The sequence below is a fragment of the Mesorhizobium sp. M2E.F.Ca.ET.209.01.1.1 genome (assembly GCF_004010375.2).
Taxonomy (GTDB): Bacteria; Pseudomonadota; Alphaproteobacteria; order Rhizobiales; family Rhizobiaceae; genus Mesorhizobium.
In genome coordinates this window covers 98643-115504 of record NZ_SADP02000014.1, presented here as the reverse complement: position 1 = coordinate 115504, position 16862 = coordinate 98643, and the positions used below count along the sequence as shown (strand labels likewise).

The 16862-nt window shown below is 64.6% G+C and carries 16 protein-coding genes; 6 read left to right on the top strand and 10 right to left on the bottom strand.

Annotated features, from left to right (window positions below):
* Positions 1–27: 27 nt before the first annotated feature.
* From EN852_RS24060 to EN852_RS24025, 8 genes are all read right to left on the bottom strand, one after another.
* Positions 28–522: an N-acetyltransferase gene (locus EN852_RS24060; protein WP_040985961.1), complete on the bottom strand. Its 495-nt coding sequence runs from the start codon at positions 520–522 to the stop codon at positions 28–30.
* On the bottom strand, positions 522–1211 hold the full coding sequence (gene tsaB, locus EN852_RS24055) for a tRNA (adenosine(37)-N6)-threonylcarbamoyltransferase complex dimerization subunit type 1 TsaB (RefSeq protein WP_127877570.1): 690 nt from the start codon (positions 1209–1211) through the stop codon (positions 522–524). Before tsaB ends, EN852_RS24060 begins: the two co-directional genes overlap by 1 nt.
* Positions 1212–1361: 150 nt before the next feature.
* The gene (locus tag EN852_RS24050) at positions 1362–2468 is read right to left on the bottom strand and encodes a DUF1513 domain-containing protein (protein WP_127877568.1); all 1107 of its coding nucleotides are present in this window, start codon (positions 2466–2468) and stop codon (positions 1362–1364) included.
* Between the two features lie 4 nt (positions 2469–2472).
* Positions 2473–3546, bottom strand: coding sequence for an imelysin family protein (locus tag EN852_RS24045; protein WP_127877566.1), 1074 nt, complete (start codon positions 3544–3546; stop codon positions 2473–2475).
* Positions 3546–5147: a di-heme oxidoredictase family protein gene (locus EN852_RS24040; RefSeq protein ID WP_127877564.1), complete on the bottom strand. Its 1602-nt coding sequence runs from the start codon at positions 5145–5147 to the stop codon at positions 3546–3548. Before EN852_RS24040 ends, EN852_RS24045 begins: the two co-directional genes overlap by 1 nt.
* A gap of 12 nt (positions 5148–5159) precedes the next feature.
* Complete coding sequence (gene bfr, locus EN852_RS24035) at positions 5160–5645, bottom strand: bacterioferritin (RefSeq protein ID WP_127877562.1); 486 nt, start codon at positions 5643–5645, stop codon at positions 5160–5162.
* Positions 5611–5922 carry a (2Fe-2S)-binding protein gene (locus EN852_RS24030; protein WP_127877560.1) on the bottom strand — a complete coding sequence of 104 codons (312 nt, stop codon included), beginning with the start codon at positions 5920–5922 and terminating at the stop codon, positions 5611–5613. Before EN852_RS24030 ends, bfr begins: the two co-directional genes overlap by 35 nt.
* A gap of 61 nt (positions 5923–5983) precedes the next feature.
* Positions 5984–7273 carry an imelysin family protein gene (locus tag EN852_RS24025; protein ID WP_127877558.1) on the bottom strand — a complete coding sequence of 430 codons (1290 nt, stop codon included), beginning with the start codon at positions 7271–7273 and terminating at the stop codon, positions 5984–5986.
* A 432-nt stretch (positions 7274–7705) separates the two neighbouring features.
* Here EN852_RS24025 and EN852_RS24020 point away from each other — a divergent pair, with 432 nt between their 5' ends.
* The 3 genes from EN852_RS24020 to EN852_RS24010 all read left to right on the top strand — a co-directional run bounded on the left by EN852_RS24020 (position 7706) and on the right by EN852_RS24010 (position 9546).
* On the top strand, positions 7706–8959 hold the full coding sequence (locus tag EN852_RS24020; protein WP_127877556.1) for an FAD-dependent oxidoreductase: 1254 nt from the start codon (positions 7706–7708) through the stop codon (positions 8957–8959).
* 120 nt (positions 8960–9079) lie between these two features.
* Positions 9080–9337 (top strand): type II toxin-antitoxin system ParD family antitoxin, encoded by a 258-nt coding sequence (locus EN852_RS24015; protein WP_127877554.1) that lies wholly within the window; start codon positions 9080–9082, stop codon positions 9335–9337.
* The gene (locus tag EN852_RS24010) at positions 9337–9546 is read left to right on the top strand and encodes a type II toxin-antitoxin system RelE/ParE family toxin (protein ID WP_246694370.1); all 210 of its coding nucleotides are present in this window, start codon (positions 9337–9339) and stop codon (positions 9544–9546) included. The genes EN852_RS24015 and EN852_RS24010 overlap by 1 nt, the downstream gene beginning before the upstream one ends.
* 111 nt (positions 9547–9657) lie before the next feature.
* Here EN852_RS24010 and EN852_RS24005 read toward each other — a convergent pair whose 3' ends face one another.
* Complete coding sequence (locus EN852_RS24005) at positions 9658–10935, bottom strand: 4-aminobutyrate--2-oxoglutarate transaminase (protein ID WP_127877552.1); 1278 nt, start codon at positions 10933–10935, stop codon at positions 9658–9660.
* Between the two features lie 327 nt (positions 10936–11262).
* Here EN852_RS24005 and EN852_RS24000 point away from each other — a divergent pair, with 327 nt between their 5' ends.
* Genes EN852_RS24000 through EN852_RS23990 form a run of 3 tightly spaced genes read left to right on the top strand, consistent with a single transcriptional unit; the run spans position 11263 to position 16498 of the window.
* Positions 11263–12327, top strand: a complete 1065-nt coding sequence (locus tag EN852_RS24000) for an efflux RND transporter periplasmic adaptor subunit (RefSeq protein ID WP_246694369.1) — start codon at positions 11263–11265, stop codon at positions 12325–12327.
* The gene (locus EN852_RS23995; protein WP_127877548.1) at positions 12324–13397 is read left to right on the top strand and encodes an efflux RND transporter periplasmic adaptor subunit; all 1074 of its coding nucleotides are present in this window, start codon (positions 12324–12326) and stop codon (positions 13395–13397) included. Before EN852_RS24000 ends, EN852_RS23995 begins: the two co-directional genes overlap by 4 nt.
* Positions 13397–16498 carry an efflux RND transporter permease subunit gene (locus tag EN852_RS23990; RefSeq protein ID WP_127877546.1) on the top strand — a complete coding sequence of 1034 codons (3102 nt, stop codon included), beginning with the start codon at positions 13397–13399 and terminating at the stop codon, positions 16496–16498. The genes EN852_RS23995 and EN852_RS23990 overlap by 1 nt, the downstream gene beginning before the upstream one ends.
* Before the next feature lie 4 nt (positions 16499–16502).
* Here the strand turns inward: EN852_RS23990 and EN852_RS23985 are convergent, their stop codons facing one another.
* Positions 16503–16835: a hypothetical protein gene (locus tag EN852_RS23985; RefSeq protein ID WP_127877544.1), complete on the bottom strand. Its 333-nt coding sequence runs from the start codon at positions 16833–16835 to the stop codon at positions 16503–16505.
* Between the last annotated feature and the right edge of the window lie 27 nt (positions 16836–16862).

Sequence of the window (16862 nt, the reverse complement as noted above, 5' to 3'; positions counted from 1 at the left end):
TCGCTCCCGCCCTACCGCGCGGATTGGCTAGCGAAGATCGCGGCGCATGACAAGCGCGCCGGTCGGGCCGTGCTCGGTCGAGCGGTAATAGTTCGGGCGATGACCGACCTGGATGAAGCCAAGCCTGCGGTAAAGCCCGATCGCGGGCGCATTGGTCTCGTCGACCTCGAGAAAGAGCGCTTCGGCGCGTTGGGCATGAAGCTCGCGCAGCACGGCGTCCATCAACTGCCAGCCAAGGCCCTGGCGGCGATGGCTGCGGGCGACGGCCACCGTCAGGATCTCGCCCTCGCCGGCCGCGAGCCGCGCCAGCACAAAGCCGACCGGCGGCTTGGAGCCCTGTCCCGTCTCACGCGCGGCATAGCCGAAGACCGTGTCCTGTTCGAGGAGTGCCGCAAACTCGCCGTCAGTCCAGGGCCGCACGAAATCCTCGCGATGCAGCACCGAGACAGCGGCGCTGTCGGCGACCGTCAGCGGTTCCAGCGCATAATCCCTGCGGCGCGGCTGAAAGAACGGAATGCGCATCAGGGCTCGTTTCCCTTGCCCTGTCTTGGCAGAATGAAACCCGCCTGCGGCTTGGCGTCAGCGCCGCGCAGATAGAGCGGCTTCGGCTTCTCGCCGGGTCCCTTGGCGGCGGCCAGCCCGGCATAGGTCGCAATATCGGCGGTGGCGGCGACCGGACCGGTGTCGAAGACACGACCTGCCGACTGGGCAATTAGCGGCGCGGCGGTTCCGACAAGGACGGTGTCGGTGTTGACGGCCATGGTCACTGCCTCGGCAAGCGTGGCTACGGATGGTCCGTAAGTTTCGACTAACGCTCTATCATAGAGCGCCGCGTGGATTTCCTCGCGGCCGGCATCGAGCGCGGCAAGCACCGCGCGCCCGGGAAAGGCATGCGCACCCTCCGCGGCCAGGGCTTCCAGTGTCGTCACGCCGATCGCCGGGATTTTCAGCGCCAGGGCCAGGCCGCGCGCGGTCGAGACGCCGACACGCAGGCCGGTGAAGGAGCCCGGTCCGATCGAGACGGCAACAGCATTGAGGTCCTGATAGCCGGCCCCACTTGCTTCAAGCGCGGTCTCGAGGACGGTCATCAGATGCTCGGCATGCCCTTTGCCGAGATCGCGCACCTCTCGGCCAAGCTCCGCATCCGCGTCCGCGTCATAGATGCAGGCGGCGCAGAGATTGGCGGCGCAATCGATGGCGAGCAGCTTCATAAGGTCGACTTCATTCGGGCAGCTTCATATGGCCGGTTAAAGAACTGGATCGAAACACAATTCCCTCTGCCCGGCATGGGCCGCCACCGCAAGGGCCAGGGCGGAGAAATGTTAAGCGGCTTTGCTTACCGGCCTCCAGGGCCTCGGTTATCAGACCGGGGCCGCAATGCGCAGCATATGGTTGTCCCAGACATAATCCGGCTCGGAACGGATGTCGCCGGCAACGCCGACGATCTCGCCGGCGCCGGTCGTCGCCATGAAGCCGGCGCCGTCGGGTGCAAGGCCGCAGACCTCGGCCAGCGATCTGGTCGCGACTACGCGTCCGCTGACGGCGTCGAGGACGGCCAGCGAATTGCCCTCCGGCGAGGTGACGGCGACCGTGCCTGTCGCGGCATTGGCGGCGACCGAGCCGATATAGTTGCGGAAGCCGGAGAGCACGTCCTGCGGCATCTCGAGAAGCACGAGCTCCTTGCCGCGCGCGGCGCGGCCGACCAGCGCCGGCCGGTCGGTCGCCGGCCCGCGATATTGGCAGCCGAACCAGACGGTGCCCGCCTGGTCGCGATCCATATGCCGGATCGACAGCTGATGCAGCGCCGGCGGCAATTCATGCTTTTCGATCAGGTCGCCGGTAATGCGGTCGACCAGCGTGTAGGACGGCTTCATCGTCGCGATGTTGAGCTCGGCGCGACCATAGTCGGGATGGGTTTCGATGCCGCCATTGGCGATCGCCAACGTTCGGCCGTCGCCGAGCAGGAGCAGCTCATGCGGCCCCATGCCATAGGTCGGGAACTCGCCGATGCGGTTGAACTTAGCCTTCGCATCGTAGACGCCGACGACACCTGCCGCGTTGTCGAAGTCGTTCTCGGTCGCATAGAGCAAGGCGCCGTCGGGCGAGAACACGCCATGGCCGAAGAAGTGCCGGCCGGCGACGCTGGCAATGGTCAAAGGCTTGTCGCGGCCGGCATGGTCGAAGACGACGGCGAAGGTGCCGGGCTGGCGGGCAAATACCACCGAGCGTTTCGACACCGGATCGAAGGTGACGTCATGGCCGCGATCCGGCAGATCGATGCAGTGCAGAATTTTTCCCGCCTCGGAGAGCACGGCGGCGCCAAAACTGCCGTCGCGCTTGACGAAAGCCGTGGCAAAGACGGCGTCCGCCGCCAGCGTGTCGGCCCAGGCGCGCGGCGCCATGGCGGAGGCAAAGCTTGCGCCAGCAGCCCGCAGGAAATCGCGGCGGTCGATGAGGGCGGTTCTCACGGCATCAATCCCCGTCCAGCGACGAGAAGCCCGCGGTCAGGCCGAACTCGGCGGTCATCCTGGTGCCGATCAGGGTCGACAGGCTGGAGGTGATCAGCGCGAAATGCTCGAGCTTGTCGCGCAACGCGGGATCGGCGAGCGCCTTGTCGATCGGGCCGGCGACCGATTTCGCGGTTGTTACGCCATTGCCGAGCTGGATGTGGATGGACTCGGCCATCCATCGCGCATCGGCTGGCAGCGCGTCACCAAGCTTCGAGGCCTGGAACAGCTGGTCGATGCCGGAGAGATTTCCGGCCAGCGACGTCGCCGTGTTCCGCGAGCGCCAGTAGATCGCCTGCTTCGGCTTGTCGGCGTCCGGCTTGGCGCCGAGGAAGCCCTTGAGCCGCACGTCGCGGATCATGTCCAGCTCGTTGATGAAGACGCCGACCAGTTCCGTCACCGCTTCATTGCCGTCGCGGTAGAGCGGGTTGTTCGGTCCTGGATTGGCCCAGAGCGAGGCAAAGCCGTCGGGCTTTTGCCAGGCGTCGCGCACCTCGCCGGCCATGGTTTCGATGTTGCCGGCGACAGCCGCGCCATAGGCGCATCGATAGGGCTCGTCCTTCCCGGCAAGCGTTTCGGCGCCGTCGCCATAAAGCACGTATTCGAGCGCGCCGAGGCCCTGCATGGCGACGCTCTTTTGCGCCAGTTGCGCCGGATCGGTGGCTGACGGATCCTTGGATGCGAGCGTGGCCTGCACTTGCCGCAGGCCGATGCTCTTGCGGTCCGGCCAGTAGAGCATCCGCTCCAGCCGGTTGTTCTCCTTGATCGGCCCGAAGGCGATGATTTCGGCCACCGACCAGGCCTCCACGGTGCCGGAAAACGCCGAGCGCGCCGCTTCGAGATTCATTTCGGACGGCGCTTCGCAAAGCTGGCGCATCGCCTTGGTGAGGCCAGCCGCATGCTCGTCCAGGCTGGTATAGGCCGGGCGAACGAACCCTTCGATCGCGCGCCCGATGATGTCGGAAGCCTTGACCGCGGCCGATGCCGGCAAAGCGGCGGCCAGAAGGAACGGGAGAGCGAGAGCCAGGCTTTTCGACATCAGAGGGACTCCAGGAATTTGATCAGCGCGTCACGATCGGCGGCGGCGGCGCCGGCGAAGCGGTCACGGGCCTTCTGCCCCTCGCCGCCATGCCACAGGATCGCCTCGGCAAGCGTGCGGGCGCGACCGTCATGCAGATAGAAGGCATTGCCGTTGACCGTCGCGGTGAACCCGATGCCCCAGAGCGGCGGGGTGCGCCACTCGCTGCCGGTCGCCTCTCCGACCCGTTGCCCGTCGGCGAGGCCCTCGCCCATGTCGTGCAGCAGGAAATCGGAATATGGCCAGATCAGCTGGAAGGCCTGCGCCTTCTCGGTCGTGCCGCGCATGGTGACGAATTTCGGCGTGTGGCAGGCAATGCAGCCCATGTCGTAGAACTGCTTCTTGCCGGCAAGCACGTCCGGCTTGTCGAGATCGCGACGCGCCGGCACGGCCAGGTTCTGCGAATAGAAAGTGACAAGATCCATCACCGGCGGCGGCGCCTCGGCGGTGCCAAGGCGTTCCTGGACACCGTTCGGCATGGCAACGCAAGCCTTCTGCGCCTCGGTGCAATCGCCCCAAGGCTTCGACATTTCCGGGGTCGAGATGCCGATGTCGCCGGCAAAAGCATCGGCCGCCTGCTGGCGGATCGAGGCGGTCTGCGCCTTCCAGCCGAAGCGGCCCAAGGTCACTTCACCGCTCAACTCGTCGCGCACGATGTTCGGCCTGCCCGAAATGCCGTCACCATCGCGATCGTCCGGATCGGCATGGGCAAGGATATCGGCCGACGCGATCTGCTCGATCAGGCCGAGCCCGATCATCGGCGGCGTCAGGCGCGGCGACAGCGTGGTGCGGGGATCGAGCGGCCCATAGCCGAGATTTTCGACCGAATAGCTCGGCTTGCGCAGCGCAACGACGGTGCCGTCGCCAAGCGTCACCTTTTCCTCGGTATAGACGACGCGCATCCGGCCCTCGCCCTTGAGGCCTGGAACCGCCAGATCTTGCAGTTGCGCGCCATAGACCGGGTCCGGAAAATTCAGCACCTTGTGGTCGGCAAGGGCTGCCTTTTCCTCGGCGCTGCTCGCGTCGCGCGCGAGCCTGAGGAACATCGACGTCGATCCGGCGTCACCCTCCGGCGGGCGGCCACGGCCATCCTTCAGATGGCAGTTCTGGCAGGCGCGCTCGTTGAACAACGGCCCAAGTCCATCCGAGGCCTGGGTCGAGGAGGGCGAGGAGACCCAGTTCTTGCGGAACAGCGCATTGCCGAGCTTGAAATTGCCCTCCTCCTCGAAGGTGATGTTGGCGGAGGATTGCGAGAAGGCGTCGCGGTTGATGTCCTTCTTCGACGTGCCGGCGCCGCCCTGCATCAGCTCGAACGGCTCGGGCCTGGTGAAGTCGGTCGTTGGCCTGGTGACGGCCAGAACCCGCGCCTGATCCTTCGGCGTCAGGTCGGTGCGGCTCGTCGGCAGAGCGGTTGGCTCGCCCGCCCATACAGCCATGGAAAGCATGATCGCCAGCAAAAGCGACGCCCCGCGACCGGTCCGGTATCGCGGGCTCTTCTGGAGCGGCAGGCCGTCGATTGCGACCCGCTGCGCGCGGCGCGAAAAATCTACGGGGCGCCGCATTCCCGCATGTCCTTACTCCGCCTCGTTGGCCGGGTCGGCGTTGAGCAGGCCGTACTTTTCCTCGCCGATCGAAGCGAGCAGGTCGAGCTGCGTTTCCAGGAAGTCGATATGGCCTTCCTCGTCGGTCAAAAGGTCCTCGAACAGCTTCATCGAGACGAAATCGCCTTCGTCGTGGCAGATCTCGCGCGAGCGCTTGTAGGCGCTGCGCGCGTCATATTCGCCGGCCAGATCGGATTCGAGCACTTCCTTGACGTTCTGGCCGATGCGCAGCGGCGCGACGGACTGCAGGTTCGGGTGGCCTTCGAGGAAGATGATGCGCGCGATCAGCCGGTCGGCGTGATGCATTTCCTCGATCGATTCCGCCCGCTCCTTCTTTGCCAGCTTGGTGTAGCCCCAATCCTCAAGCAGACGGTAATGCACCCAATACTGGTTGACGGCTCCAAGCTCCAGAAACAGAGCCTCGTTAAGCCGCTCGATGATCTGGGGTTCGCCTTTCATGGGTTCTGCTCCGGTATTGGCCGCGCAAGCCCCGCACGCGATCCAGGTGTGAAACGATGTCCACGCCGCCCACCTCTGAGCGGGCGTGGTAGTTCTCGGTGACCCGAATGATCGTTTCCACCACATTTGGGAAACAGCCGCAACAGCGGCCCCGCTTGCGCATCGCGTGGTAGACCTTCGCGGGCACGATCAGTTGCCAGGGATCCTCATCCAGCAGGCCGACGATCGTCTGCTCGATCTCCTTCTCAGTGATGACGTTGCAATGGCAGATCAGCATTTGCTTGCTCTGGCTGACGGCGCCGGTCCGGCGCCGCTTGGCTAGTGGCTAAATCTAAACCCTACTTGAACACCTTGTCAGGCGCGTCGAGGCTGTCGGAACCCTCGAAGGCGATCTGGTTCAGCTTGAGCGAGCCGACGGCGCGCTCGATCGACTTGGTCTGATCGATCAGCGCGTCGATCGCCGCCTGCACGGTGGCGTTGCCCGCGGTGTTGCCCCCGGCGATCTGCTGGTCATAGGCCTCGCCGGCCAAAGCGCGCGCCTTGATCGCCTCCATCTTGGCGACGGTGGTATCGAGCTTGCCCGACAGCTCCTTGTCGATCGCCGGATCGGCGGCCTTTACCATGTCGGACACCGACGGACCTGAAACCACGGACCCGTCGAGCCGCTTGTAGCTTGCATGGTAGGCGTCGCGGATTCCGACCGCGTCATAGAGATGCGAGTTATAGGTGTTGTCCGAGAAGCAGTCGTGCTCCTCTTCCGGATCGTGCAACAAGAGGCCAAGCTTCATGCGCTCGCCCGCCAGTTCGCCATAGGAGAGCGAGCCCATGCCCGTGAAGATGGTGGAGATGCCGGCATTCACGTCGCCATCGGTCAGGTTCTTGCGCGCGGCGCCGTCTTCCTTCCAGTTGTCGACCATCTCCCGCAGGTCGGACACCAGAAGGTCGCTCGCCGATTTCAGATATTCGGCGCGGCGGTCGCAATTGCCGCCCGTGCAGTTCTTGAAGTCGTAGTCCGTATAGGGCCGCTCGCCGGCGCCCGGACCGGTGCCGTGCAGGTCCTGTCCCCAGAGCAGGAATTCGATCGCGTGATAGCCGGTCGCGACATTGGCCTCGACGCCGCCGGCTTCCTGCAGCGTGCCGGAGAGGAATTCCGGCGTCAGCTTCAAGGCGTCGACCTTCTTGCCGTTGATCTCGATTTCCTTGTTGGCGATGACGTTGGCCGTGTAGAGCGCGTTCTCATCCGACTCGGTGCCGTAGCTCTTGGCGACATAGTCGATCAGGCCCTCATCCAGCGGCCAGGAATTCACGCGGCCTTCCCAGTCGTCGACGATCTTGTTGCCGAAGCGATAGACCTCGGTCTGCTGGTAGGGGATGCGCGCCGCCTTCCAGGCTTCGCGCGCGGCGTTCAGCGTATCGGCGGAGGGATTGGCGATAAGCGCGTCCACCGCCTTGTCCAGCGCCAGCGCGGTGGTCAGCGAATCCTCGTATTTGGCCAAAGCGATGTCGGCATAGGTCTTGATCACCGCTTTGGCGTCGGTCTCGGCTTTCGCCGGCAACACGAAAACCGCTGCCGTCAGTGCAGCCGTGGCGCAGATCGCAGCCAGCCTGCCGCCATTACGTGCCGTCATCATGCTTCTCCAGTTCTTTCGGAATTTGACAAAAGGCGCATGTGTCCACCCGCGCCGAGGCATGAGCATGCCGGGAAAAATGGTGGCCGCGCCGATGCGCGGTTCGCGATAAAAAGACACTCACTTGCCTCCAATCGAAAGGGTTCAAGGCCCAGACATCAAAGGGGATGCGCTTTCCGCGCAGCTCTCCATAAAGCGATGGAAAGGCCGAAGTCAACTAGCGCCGCAGGAAAAATTCAATTGAAACAATAGTTTAGAATTATTCTAAACTATAAATGTCAACTTTAAGGCGGACCGAGGCAGGAAAAGTTCACCGACGGCTCGATTGACAGACAGCCGTTCTGGGTGCGACCCGATCGGCGGCTCTTGCGGCGGCGGCAGACAATCGCCACCTGGCGCAACAGCCTAGATTTCAAGGCAAAAAGGATTGCGATGACGAACGGGGTTGTGATTGTCGGTGCGGGCCATGCCGGCGTGCAGGCCGCAGCCAGCCTGCGCGAAGAGGGCTATGAAGGGCCCGTCGTCCTGATCGGTGACGAGCAGGAACTGCCTTATCACAAGCCGCCGCTGTCCAAGACCTTCATCAAGGATCCCGAGGCCAAGCCGCAACCCTTGCGCGGCGAAGCCTTCTACACCGGCAACACCATCGAGTACCGGCCAGGCGTGCGCATCGACAGCATCGATGCCCGCGCGGGCCAGTTGAATATCGCAGGCGGCGGAACGTTCGGATTCGACCGGCTGGTGCTTGCGACTGGCTCCCGGCCGCGTCTGCTGAAACTCGACGGCGCCGGCCTTGCCGGCGTGGTCTCGCTGCGTTCGCTGGCCGATGCGCGCCTGATCCGCGAGCTCAGCGCGCAAAGCGAGGACGTGGTCATTCTCGGCGGCGGCTTCATCGGGCTGGAGATCGCGGCGACGCTGCGGGCCGCGGGGCGCAACGTCACCGTCGTCGAGGCCGTCGACCGGCTGCTCGGCCGCGCCGTGGCGCCGGTCATCGCGGCGCATGTGCGCCAGCGCCTGGAGGCGATCGGCGTACGCATCCTGACTGGCACCACCGTCGCCCGTCTGGAGGGCGACAACGGACGCGTCTCGGCCGCGATCACATCAGGCGGCGAGCGGCTGCCGGCGCAGATGGTGATCATCGGCATCGGCGTGGTGCCCAATGTCGAGCTGGCGGAAGCCGCCGGCCTGGCCATCGGCAACGGCATCCGCGTCGACCAGCATATGCAGAGCTCTGTTCCCCAAATCCTCGCCATCGGCGATGCCGCCTCCTACCGGCACTGGTTCACCGGCGGCGACGTGCGGCTGGAATCGGTGCAGAACGCTACCGACCAGGCGCGGCTCGCCGCGCGCACCATCCTGGGGCACGTGGAGCCTTTCTCCGCCGTACCGTGGTTCTGGTCGGATATCGTCGACATGAAGCTGCAGATGGTCGGGCTGACGCAAGGCGGCGATCACCATGTCGTGCTCGGCGATCCCGCCGAGAACAAATTCTCGATCTACCACTATGCCGGCGACCGGCTGCTCGGCATCGAATCCGTCAACCGCCCCGCCGACCACATGCTTGGCCGCAAAATGCTCGGCGCGGGCTTCTCACCGACGCCGCAGACGGTGGCGGGCGGGCCGGATGCGCTGAAAGCGGCGCTTGCGGCCTTCAGCCAGGACGAACCGGCCAGGGCGATGGGCTGACCGTTCAATCCAACATGCTGGTAACAGCGCTTGGGAGTGCGAAAGACACCAAACCTTGGCAAAAGGGGCTCCGCCGACTTATCATAAATTGATAATATCGGATAAGCGAAAGGTTGTTCCATGCCTGCAAGCTACAGCATTGGCTCCCGCTACGAGGCATTCGTGCGCGAGCTTGTCGAGAGTGGCCGCTATGCCAGCGCAAGCGAGGTTGTGCGCGATAGCCTGCGTCTGCTGGAAGAACGCGAAGAGCACCGGCAGGCGAAGCTTGCCGCGCTGCGCGAAGACATCCGCAAGGGTTTGGAGAGCGGACAAGCTATTGCAGCCGACGACGTTTTTGATCGGTTGGAGAAAAGATATGCGGCTGAAAGTCGCAAATAATGGCTCTCAGTTTCGCACCCGACGTGCAGAACATTGAAGAGATTGGCGATTACATCCGGGCTGAAAATCCGGCCGCCGCCCGCCGCTTGATAGCGGCTCTTCGAGTACGATGCGACACTATCTTGGATGCACCACGTGGTGGCGCTCCCCGTGCCGAACTCTGGCCTGGGCTGCGCTCCGTCGCGTTCCAAAGATATGTCATCTTTTAAGCCTCGAGGGCGACGACGTGCGTGTTGAGCGCATCCTGCACGGCTCACGCGACATCCAGGGCATTTTCGATGAAGGGAAAATGCCCAAGGATAGTTGAAGCTGACACTCGATCAGGCCGCCCGCGCGTCGCGGATCGAGCTTTCCAGAATATCCAGCGCTTCCGTCATGACGCCGTCCTGGATGGTGATCGGCGACAGGAAGCGGATGACATTGCCGTAGACGCCGCAGGTGAGCAGGATAAGGCCTCTGTCCAGCGCTTTCAGCCTGACCGCGTTGGCGAATTCGGCCGACGGCAGGCCCTTCTTCGCGTTGTTGAACTCGACGGCGTTCATGAAGCCCGGGCCGCGGATGTCGACGATCTCCGGCACATCGTCGCGGATCGATTCCAGCCGCTGCTTCAGCCGGGCGCCCAGCGCATTGGCGCGGTCGCAGAGCTTTTCCTCCTCGATGACATCGAGCACGGCGTGCGCCGCGGCGACGCCGATCGGGCTGCCGCCATAGGTGCCGCCGAGGCCGCCGGGGCCAGGCGCGTCCATGATCTCGGCGCGGCCGGTGACCGCCGACAGCGGGAAGCCGCCGGCAAGGCTCTTCGCCATTGTGGTGAGATCGGGCGCCACGTCGTGATGGTCCATGGCGAACATCTTGCCGGTGCGGGCAAAGCCGGTCTGCACCTCGTCGGCGACAAGCAGAATGCCGTGCTGGTCGCAGATCTTGCGCAGTGCTGCCATGAAATCGCGCGGCGCTTCGTAGAAACCGCCCTCGCCCTGAACCGGCTCGACGATGATGGCGGCCACCCGGTTCGGATCGACATCGGCCTTGAACAGCTTGTCGAGCGCGGCAAGCGAATCCGCGACCGAAACGCCATGCAGCGCGACCGGGAACGGCGCATGGAAGACGTCGGCCGGCATGGCGCCGAAGCCGACCTTGTAAGGTACCACCTTGCCGGTCAGCGCCATGCCCATGAAGGTGCGGCCGTGAAAGCCTCCGGAAAAGGCGATGACGGCCTGACGGCCGGTGGCATTGCGGGCGATCTTGATGGCGTTCTCGACTGCCTCGGCGCCGGTGGTGACAAAGACCGTCTTCTTGTCGAACTTGCCGGGCAGCATGCCATTCAGCCGCTCGGCCAGGCGCACATAGCTCTCATAGGGCACGACCTGATGGCAGGTGTGGGTGAAGCGGTCGAGCTGCGCCTTGACCGCCTCGATGACCTTCGGGTGGCGGTGGCCGGTGTTGACCACGGCGATGCCGGAGGAGAAGTCGATATAGCGACGGCCTTCGACATCCCAGATTTCCGAATTCTCGGCGCGGTCGGCGTAGATCTGCGTCGTCATGCCGACGCCGCGCGAAATCGACTGGTTCTTGCGTTCGGAAATGGCTGAATTCTTCATGTCGTCCCTCAATCGGGCATCCCTGTTCGGGATCAACCCGTTCCGTTGATCGAAACCCTTCTGACCTTATTTCACGTTTTCCTCAAGTTGGCACGTTGGCCCAGTCCATTGGGCCTGCCTGAAGGGTGGGGAACGAACGCGCTTAACCGACGATATACGCCTCGGAGATAGTTTCCTTTTCTCGCCGATCGATTAATCTCATTTCATCCGCGACGTGCCGCCGTCAGGAGCGGCTCCCACGGGCTGAGGGGAACCATGAGCAGGAAAGCGACATCGTCCGCCTTGCCGTCTTCGCCGCTCCGCCTTCCTTGTCGTTCAAGAACCTTGTTGCTGCTGGCCTGCGCCGGCGCGGCGCTTCTGGCAACCGGCTGCCAGAAGCAGCAGGCGGCGGAAAAGAAATTGCCGGTGGTTGTGACCACGCAGACGGTCGCGCTCGCCGACTATGCGCCGCGGACCTCGCTGACCGGGGTGATCGCGGCCCGCACACTCAACAATCTGTCATTCCGGGTCGGCGGCCGCGTCGCCGAGCGACTGGTCGAGGTCGGACAGCATGTCGACCAGGGTGCGGTGCTTGCCCGCATCGATCCGCAGGAACAGCAATCGGACCTGCGCTCGGCGCAGGCCGACCTCGACGCGGCGCAGGCGCAGCTCACCCAGGCCGCGGCCACGTACCAGCGGCAAAAGACACTGCTTTCGCAAGGTTTCACGACGAGGCGGGATTTCGACACCGCCGACCAGACGCTGAAAGTGGCGCAAGGCAGCGTCGATGCCGCGCAGAGTGCCTTGGCCAACGCCAAGGAAAACCTGTCCTACACCGAGCTCAAGGCCGGGGCCGCCGGCGTCATCACGGCGCGCCAGGTCGAGGCCGGGCAGGTGGTGCAGGCGGCGCAGACGGTATTCACCATCGCCGAGGACGGCGACCGCGACGCCGTCTTCAACGTGCACGAGACACTGGTCGTCCAGACGCCGCCTTCGCCCGCGGTGACGATCACGCTACTGTCGGACCCGCAGGTGCGCGCGACCGGCAAGGTGCGTGAGATTTCGCCGGCGGTCGATATCCAGTCTGGATCGATCCGCGTCAAGGTCGGCATCCCCGACACGCCCGCAGGCATGCCGCTCGGCGCGGCCGTGATCGGCACGGTCAGCGCCAAGCCGGTCAAGGCCATCCTGTTGCCCTGGCAGGCGCTGACTTCGACCGGTGGCAAGTCCGCCGTCTGGATCGTCGATCCGTCGAGCAAGGCTGTAAGCACGGCTCCGGTCGAGGTGCTCGCCTTCGATTCCGGCGTGGTCGCCGTCGACAAGGGATTGCAGGAAGGCCAGAGCGTCGTCACCGCGGGCGGGCAGTTGCTCAGCCCCGGACAAACGGTCGAGATCGCTGGAGCCAGCCAATGAACCGGTTGCGGCACATCGCTCCCCTGCTCGTCCTTGCAGCGCTCGCCGCCTGCTCGCGCTCGGAAGAGAAGCCGCCGGAGGTCATCCGGCCGGTGCTGTCGGTGGTGGTGGAGCCGAAGACCGTCGAGACCTTCGGCTTTGCCGGTTCGGTCGAACCGCAATACAGCGCAGACCTTGCCTTCCGCCTGCTCGGCCGCGTCGTCTCGCGCGACGTCAAGGTCGGCGACCTCGTCACCAAGGGCACGACGATCGCTGCGCTCGATCCGACGGCGCTGGAGCTCGCTGTCCAGGCCTCGAAAGCCGATCTGTCGAACGCGCAGGCGCAGTTCATCAACGCCGCCGCCAGCGAGGATCGCCAGCGCCAGCTGCTTGCCTCGGCCAACACCTCGCAAGCCACGTTCGATGCCGCCAAACAGGCGCGGCAAGCGGCGGAAGCCGGTGTCGAGCGCGCCAATGCCGCTTTGGCCAAGTCGCAGGAACAGCTCGGCTATGCCCGGCTGTTCTCCGATTTCGACGGCGTCGTCACCGCTACCGGCGCCGAGGTCGGGCAGACCGTTTCGGCCGGACAGACCGTCGTCACCGTGGCGCGCACCGACCCGCGCGAGGCCGTGGTCGACATTCCCGACCAGTTGATCGGCGACCTCACCGTCGGCACGCCGTTCGAGATCATCCTGCAATCGCTGCCGACCATCAAAACCGACGCCAAGCTGCGCGAGATCGCGCCGCAGTCGGAAGGCGCTACCCGCACACGGCGCGTGAAGCTGACGCTGGTCGATCCGCCGACGGCGTTCCGGTTGGGCTCGACGATCACGGCAACGCGCATGACCAAGGTGGCGCCGACGATCGAACTGCCGATGTCGGCGCTGCTCGAAAAGGACGGCTCGGAGAAAGTCTGGATCGTCGATCCGCAATCCTCCAGCGTGAGCGCTCGTGAGATCAAGATCGCCTCGAAGAACGGCGGCTCCTTCATGGTGGCGGAAGGACTTGAAGCCGGCATGCGCGTGGTCACTGCCGGCGTCCACAGTTTGAGCGAAGGCCAGAAGGTCAAAGTGCCGGAGGGCGGCGTCTGATGAAGGGCTTCAACCTCTCCGACTGGGCGCTCAGCCACCGCTCCATGGTCTGGTACTTCATGCTGGTCTTCGTGGTGGCCGGCATATTCTCCTATCTCAATCTCGGCCGCGAGGAAGACCCCGCCTTCACCATCAAGACCATGATCATCCAGGCCAATTGGCCCGGCGCCTCGGTCAAGGAGACGGTGCAGCAGGTGACCGACCGCATCGAGAAGAAGCTCGAGGAACTCGACAGCCTCGACTACACCAAATCCGTCACCACCGCCGGCCAGACCGTCATCTTCGTCAACCTGAAGGACACCACCAAGGCGCGCGACGTCGTGCCGAACTGGCTTCAGGTGCGCAACATGGTCAACGACATCAAGGCGCAGCTTCCGCAAGGCGTGCAGGGACCGTTCTTCAACGACCGCTTCGGCGACGTCTTCGGCAACATCTACGCCTTCACCGCCGACGGGCTGACGCCGCGCCAATTGCGCGATTACGTGGAGGATGTCCGCACGAAGATCCTGACCGTGCCGAATGCCGGCAAGGTCGATCTGGTCGGCGCGCAGGACGAGGCGATCTATCTCGAATTCTCGAGCCGGCAGATCGCGGCGCTCGGCCTCAACCAGCAGCAGATCGTCGCCAGCCTGCAGGCGCAGAACGCGATCACGCCCTCCGGCGTCATCGAGTCCGGACCAGAGCGCATCAGCGTGCGCGTCGGCGGACAGTTCACCTCAGAGGAAAGCCTCCGGGCCATCAATCTGCGCGTCAACGATCGCTTCTTCCGGCTGAGCGATGTGGCGACGATCCGGCGCGGCTATGTCGACCCGCCGACAGCCCTGTTCCGCTTCAACGGCCAGGACGCGATCGGGCTTGCCATCGGCATGAAGCCCAATGCCAACCTGCTGAAATTCGGCGAGGCGCTGCATGAGGAGATGCAGAAGGTGCTGGCCGACCTGCCGGTCGGCGTCGGCGTGCATCTGGTCGCCGACCAGCCGGTCATCGTCGAGGAGGCGGTCTCGGGCTTCACGCGGGCGCTGTTCGAGGCCGTCGCGATCGTGCTCGCCGTCTCCTTCATCAGCCTCGGCATGCGCGCCGGCTTCGTCGTGGCGCTGTCGATCCCTCTTGTGCTGGCGATCACCTTCACAGTCATGGCCTATCTCGGCATCTCGCTGCAGCGCATCTCGCTCGGCGCGCTGATCATCGCGCTCGGGCTATTGGTCGACGATGCGATGATCGCGGTCGAGATGATGGTGGCGCGGCTGGAGGTCGGCGACAATCTGCGCAAGGCGGCGACCTATGTCTACACCTCGACCGCCTTCCCTATGCTGACGGGAACGCTGGTGACGGTCGCCGGCTTCATCCCGATCGGCCTCAACTCGAGCGCCGCCGGCGAATACACCTTCACGCTGTTTGTCGTCATCGCGGTATCGCTGCTTGTGTCATGGATCGTGGCGGTGCTGTTCGCGCCGCTGCTCGGCGTCACCATCCTGCCGGCGACGATGAAGGCGAAGCACCACGACCAGCCCGGACGCCTCACCTCGCTGTTCCGGCGCGTGCTCGTCTTTTCCGTGCGCCGCCATTGGCTGACCATCATCGTGACGGTGCTTTTGTTCGCCGGCTCGGTGGCCGGCTTCGGCCTTGTGCAGCAGCAATTCTTCCCGCCGTCCGACCGGCCGGAGCTGATCGTCGACTGGAACCTGCCGCAGAACTCCTCGATCACGGAAACGCGCGACCAGATGGAACGCTTCGAACAGCGCGCGCTGGTCGGCAATCCCGACATCGACCACTTCTCCTCCTATATCGGCGAAGGCGCCGTGCGCTTCGTGCTCTCCTATGACGTGCAGCCGGCCAATCCCTATTTCGGCCAGACCGTGATCGTCACCAAGAGCATCGAGGCGCGCAACCGGGTGAAGGCGGCGCTGGAGAAGCTGCTGCGCGAGGAATTCGTCGGCACCGACGCCTTCGTCAAATTGCTGGAGCTCGGCCCGCCGGTGGGCCGGCCGGTGCAGTACCGCGTAGGCGGTCCCGACATTCAGACGGTGCGCGAGCTCGCGCAGCAATTCGCCGGCCTGATATCGGCCAATCCGAAGCTGGCGGCCCCCACCTTCGACTGGAACGAGCCGCAGCGCGTGCTGAGGGTCGACGTGCTGCAGGACAAGGCGCGCCAGCTCGGCATCACCTCCTCCGACATCGCCAGCGCGCTGAACAGCACGGTCGGCGGCGCGACGATCACCCAGGTGCGCGACGCCACCTATCTGATCGATGTCGTGGCGCGCTCGCGCGAGGCGGACCGCAGCTCGATCTCGACGCTGCAGAATTTGCAATTGCCGACCGGCACCGGCGAGTCGATCCCGTTGGCGGCAATCGCCAACTTCCGCTACGACCTCGAACAGCCGATGGTCTGGCGGCGCAACCGCGCGCCGACCATCACCGTGCGCGCCGGCCTGGTCGGCGACGTCCTGCCGGCGACCGTCGTCAACGAGCTGAAACCGTCGGTCGACGCCTTCATCGCCAAGCTGCCGCCGGGCTATTCGGTGCAGACCGCCGGCTCGGTCGAGGAAAGCGCCAAGAGCCAGGGGCCGATCGCGGCGGTGGTGCCGCTGATGCTGTTCGTCATGGCGACCATCCTGATGATCCAACTGCAGAGCTTCCAGCGCTTGTTCCTTGTGGTGGCGGTGGCGCCGCTCGGCCTGATCGGCGTGGTGGCGGCGCTGGTGCCGAGCGGCGCGCCGCTCGGCTTCGTCGCCATACTCGGCGTCCTGGCGCTGATCGGCATCCTGATCCGCAACTCGGTGATCCTGATCGTGCAGATCGAGGACCTCGTCGCCGAGGGAAAGGACCGCTGGGCGGCCGTGATCGAAGCCACCGAGCACCGCATGCGGCCGATCGCGCTAACCGCCGCGGCTGCAAGTCTCGCGCTGATCCCGATCGCGCGCGAAGTGTTCTGGGGACCGATGGCCTACGCCATGATGGGCGGCATCATCGCCGGCACAGCGATCACGCTGCTCTTCCTGCCGGCGCTCTATGTGACGTGGTTCAGGATCAAGGAGCCGAACGATAGGGAAAGCGTGGCTGTTTCAGAGACCGGACATCTGGCGCAGACCACCCCAACCTGAGGCGTCATTCGCCATCGCGTAGGCCGAGGGGACGCGACTTGGCGCGCTGCCACGGCGATGACTTTGAGCTGCGCCAAGCGTGCCAACCCTTTGGCAAATCGGCCAATTCCAGGATGCTCTTGTCCTGGCCAACCATCTCTCGCAAGCCTACGAGCATCATGTCGCTTTCATTCCGATCCCGCGTGTCGCTGCTGTAGAACTGCCAACTGCCCCCTTCATCATTATCGTCATCGTCATTTTCATGCACAACGTATGCGATCCAGTCGCCGTGTCTGAATATGCCCTTGTCCGATAAGACCGCGACGTTCGGTGGGTCTTCGAAGTCCCATCGCTCCATGCGAAATCTCCTAAATTGGCTATGCGC